The sequence below is a fragment of the Burkholderia sp. Se-20378 genome (assembly GCF_017104665.1).
GTDB classification, from domain to species: Bacteria; Pseudomonadota; Gammaproteobacteria; order Burkholderiales; family Burkholderiaceae; genus Burkholderia; species Burkholderia lata.
In genome coordinates, this window is record NZ_JAAGPG010000715.1 from 1 (window position 1) to 3607 (window position 3607).

Consider the following 3607-nt stretch of genomic DNA (forward strand, 5'->3'; position numbering starts at 1 on the left):
TAACGGTGCGGCGCTCGCGCACGATGCGGGCCGCACGATGGGTGACGTCGTGCGCGCGGTCAAGCGCGTGACCGACATCATTGGTGAAATTTCCGCCGCATCGGACGAGCAGAGCGCCGGGATCGACGAGATCGGCCGCGCGGTCACGCAGATGGACGCCGGCACCCAGCAGAACGCGGCGCTCGTCGAGCAGGCGGCCGCCGCGGCGAATGCGCTCGACGAGCAGGCGCAGGCGTTGAAGTCGCTGGTCGGGCGCTTCCGCATCGCGGCCTGAGCGCGCCCGGCCGTTCAGTCGTTACGACTTCTTCTGCTTGTCCGGATCGATGATGACCGTGCAGGTCGTGCCTGCCGACAGCACCACGTCGGCCGGCACGTCGTCGATCTTGATGCGCACCGGCACGCGCTGCGCGAGGCGCACCCAGTTGAAGGTCGGGTTCACGTCTGCGACGAGGTCGCGGCTTTGCGGGTTGTCGCGATCGTAGATGCCGCGCGAAATGCTTTCGACGTGGCCCTTCATCACGCCGCCGCTCATCAGCCGCATCTCGGCCGGCGCGCCGATCTTCACGCGCGGCAGCTTGGTTTCCTCGAAGTAGCCGTAGACCCAGAACGAATGGCTGTCGACGATCGCGAGCTTCGCCTGGCCGGCCACCGCATAGTTGCCCTTGAACGTCTGCAGGTTCGTGATGTAGCCGTCGACCGGCGCGACGACGCGCGTGCGCTCGAGGTTGAGCTTCGCGGCGTCGAGCGCGGCGATCGCCTGCTGGTACTGCGCATCGGCGCTCGACGCGCTACGCGCGGCGTTCTCGCGGTTTTCCTTCGACACGACGAGCGCATCGAGATCCGCGCGGCGGGCCGCGTCGTCGCGGCGCATCTGCAGTTCCGCGCGACGGGCGGCGACGGCCGCCTGCGCCTGCTCGACCGCGATCTGGTAGTGCGACGGGTCGACCTGCATGATCAGGTCGCCCTTTTTCACGAGCTGGTTGTCATGCACGGGCAGCTCGACGATCGCGCCCGACACGTCCGGCGCGACGTTGACGATCTCGGCGCGCACGCGCCCGTCGCGCGTCCACGGATCATCCATGTAGTGCACCCACAGCGAGCGCCCGATCAGGATCGCGACGAGAAGGATGACGGCGGTCGCGACGAAGCCGAAGAGTTTTCTGAGAATCATGATGGTTCGGAATCAACGGTAAACGGCAAGACTCAGTCCGCCGCAAATGCAGACGAGAAGGCAGGCCCGGAACAGCGACGGGTGCCAGACGAGACGGTAGAGGCCCGTGTAGGCGAGCAGGCGGTCGACGGCCCAGGTCGCGAGCGCGCCGAGGACGAACATCAGCACCACCGTGGGCATGTAGGCATCGAGAATGGCGATTTCACGCGGCATCATGACGAGGCTCCTGGTTGGGGACGCACGGGGCGGTTGCGGTTGAGCGCGGCGAGCGGCGATTCGGGATCGAGCAGTGCCGTCCGCACGAAATGCAGGTGGCTCAGGATGCGCTGCAGCCGGTGGCGTTCTTCGCGCGTCGGCGTGAACGCGTCGAGCGTCTGCCGGGTCGCGTCGATCGCATCGTTGACCGCGGCGAGCGTCGCATCGAAGCGTTCGGCGTCCGGCCGCGTGAACAGCGACGACAGCGCGGCGCGCATCGTCTCGATCGCGCGTCGCCACGGCGTCGTCGGCGCATAGCGCGGATCGGACGGCAGCGTTGCCAACTCGTGGCGCAGGTCGATGGCCGCGTTGCCGGTTTCGAGCACCGCGAACATCCAGCGCAGCGCGTCCCGCTGCACGTCGGGCTGGTCGGCCGACAGCGTGTGCGCCTGGTACATCAGGTCGCGCGCGCCGCTCTCGAAGCGCGTGCGCAATCCGGCGAGCCGCGCGTGGCAGGCCGCGACGGCCTGGTGACGCAGGTCGGCGAACAGCCGCTTCTTGAGCCACGGCGCGGTCGGCGGAAACAGTACCGCGAACGCGATCGCCGATACCAGCATCGACAACAGCAGCGCGAGCGCGTCGTTCATGAAGCTCATCGGATCGTAGTGCGTGATGCTGTCCGGGCCGGCGAGGAAGCAGAAGAAGATCAGGTAACCCATCCCGTAGCCCGCGAGCTTCGGCTTCAGCGTCATGTAGATGCCGATCGCGAGCAACGGCGCGAGCGCCGCGCACAGCAGCCAGAAGCCGTCGATCCGCGGGTAGATGCCGAACATCAGCAGGAAGCCGGTGCAAACGGCCAGCGCCGTGCCCATCCCCATCTGTGCGGCCATCGCGGTCGGGCGTGGTGCCGACGACGCGAGCGCGCAGGTCGCCGCGGCGTTCAGCACCAGCATCACGCCGCTCGGCCACGCGGTCTCGATCCAGAACCAGCCCAGCGCGAGAATCACCGTCGCGGTGCGGATCCCCGCGATCGTGGCTGCAGTCCGGTTGGTGCGCGGCTCGTAGCGCTCGATCCAGCGTTCGCGCTCGTGCGTCGCGGTCGCGAGCGACGCATAGGTCGCCGCGTATTCCTGCAGGTCGGTGATGAAGCGGTACAGCAGCTCGGCGGCCGTGTCGAAGTCGAGCAGCGGGAAGTCGGGCTGCGTTTCGAGTTCCGCACGCGTCGCGCGGATACGGCGCGGCAGCGCGTCGCGCCACGCGAGCAGTTGCTCGGCCGAGTGCGCGGCGTCGATCGACGTGCGCACGGGTTCGCCATGGCGCGTGAGCAGCGGCGCGATTTCGCGGAAATACGGTTCGATCGCATCGATCGCGGCCTGCGCACCGGCCGCGTGCAGCCGGTTCATCAACTGATGCAGTGCGTGAAAGCGACTCGACGCACTCATGAACTCGCTGTTCAGTCGCGCCAGGCGGCCGCTGCGCATGCGGGTGTCCGGATTTTCGAACACGGCCATGCTGCGCGCGGCTTCGAAGCCGACCACATCGGCGACGAAGCGCGTGTGGATGGTCTCGATGTGCGCGCGGTCGAGTTGGCCCGACAGCGCCGACGCGACGTAGTCGACGAAGCTGCCGAAGCGCTTGCGCACCGTCGTGCGCATCTGCTCGCCCGTGTACTGCGGAAACACGAGCGCGCTGACGACGCCGGCCGACACGATCCCGATGATGACTTCCGAGACACGTGTCATCGCGCTCATGAATGCCCCGTCCGGGTGTTGCGACGCGGGCAGGCCGATCAGCGCGGTCGTATACCCGGCGAGCAGGAAGCCGTAGCTGCGGAAGTTGCGGTTGCGCGCGGCGCCGGCGGTGCACAGTGCGATCCATATGGCGATCGCCAGCAGGAACAGCTGCGGCTGCTGCGGGAACAGCCCGACGAACGTAAGCGTCGCGATGAGCCCGAAGATCGTGCCGGCAACCCGGTAGAAGCTCTTCGCGAGCACCGCGCCGCTTTGCGGCTGCATCACGATGAAGACGGTCGTCATGGCCGTCTTCGGCGCCGGCAGGTCGAGCCGCATCGACACGCCGAGCGCAATGAAGGTCGCGAGCAGCGCCTTGAACAGGTAGAGCCAGGCGGCGCCGTCGGTGCGGGCCCAGTCGCCGAACGCGGCGGTCCAGGCCGAGAACGGACCGCCGGCGGGTGTGGAAGCGGGGGAGGTGGCTGACATGGCGTCGCTCCGCGTTACCGTG

4 protein-coding genes are annotated in these 3607 nt (G+C 68.0%); 1 reads left to right on the forward strand and 3 read right to left on the reverse strand.

The genetic code is table 11. From position 1 onward, the window contains the following. A partial coding sequence (locus G3N93_RS36475; RefSeq protein ID WP_241026847.1) for a methyl-accepting chemotaxis protein occupies nucleotides 1-274 on the forward strand: 274 nt, incomplete at its 5' end. Nucleotides 275-295: 21 nt separating this feature from the next. Here the strand turns inward: G3N93_RS36475 and G3N93_RS36480 are convergent. The 3 genes from G3N93_RS36480 to G3N93_RS36490 are packed head-to-tail and all read right to left on the reverse strand — an operon-like array spanning nucleotide 296 to nucleotide 3585. Beyond that, the gene (locus G3N93_RS36480; RefSeq protein WP_206135187.1) at nucleotides 296-1171 is read right to left on the reverse strand and encodes an HlyD family secretion protein; all 876 of its coding nucleotides are present in this window, start codon (nucleotides 1169-1171) and stop codon (nucleotides 296-298) included. A gap of 12 nt (nucleotides 1172-1183) precedes the next feature. Further along, complete coding sequence (locus G3N93_RS36485) at nucleotides 1184-1387, reverse strand: DUF1656 domain-containing protein (RefSeq protein ID WP_011351756.1); 204 nt, start codon at nucleotides 1385-1387, stop codon at nucleotides 1184-1186. Further along, the gene (locus G3N93_RS36490; protein WP_206135188.1) at nucleotides 1384-3585 is read right to left on the reverse strand and encodes an FUSC family protein; all 2202 of its coding nucleotides are present in this window, start codon (nucleotides 3583-3585) and stop codon (nucleotides 1384-1386) included. Before G3N93_RS36490 ends, G3N93_RS36485 begins: the two co-directional genes overlap by 4 nt. Nucleotides 3586-3607 lie beyond the last annotated feature (22 nt).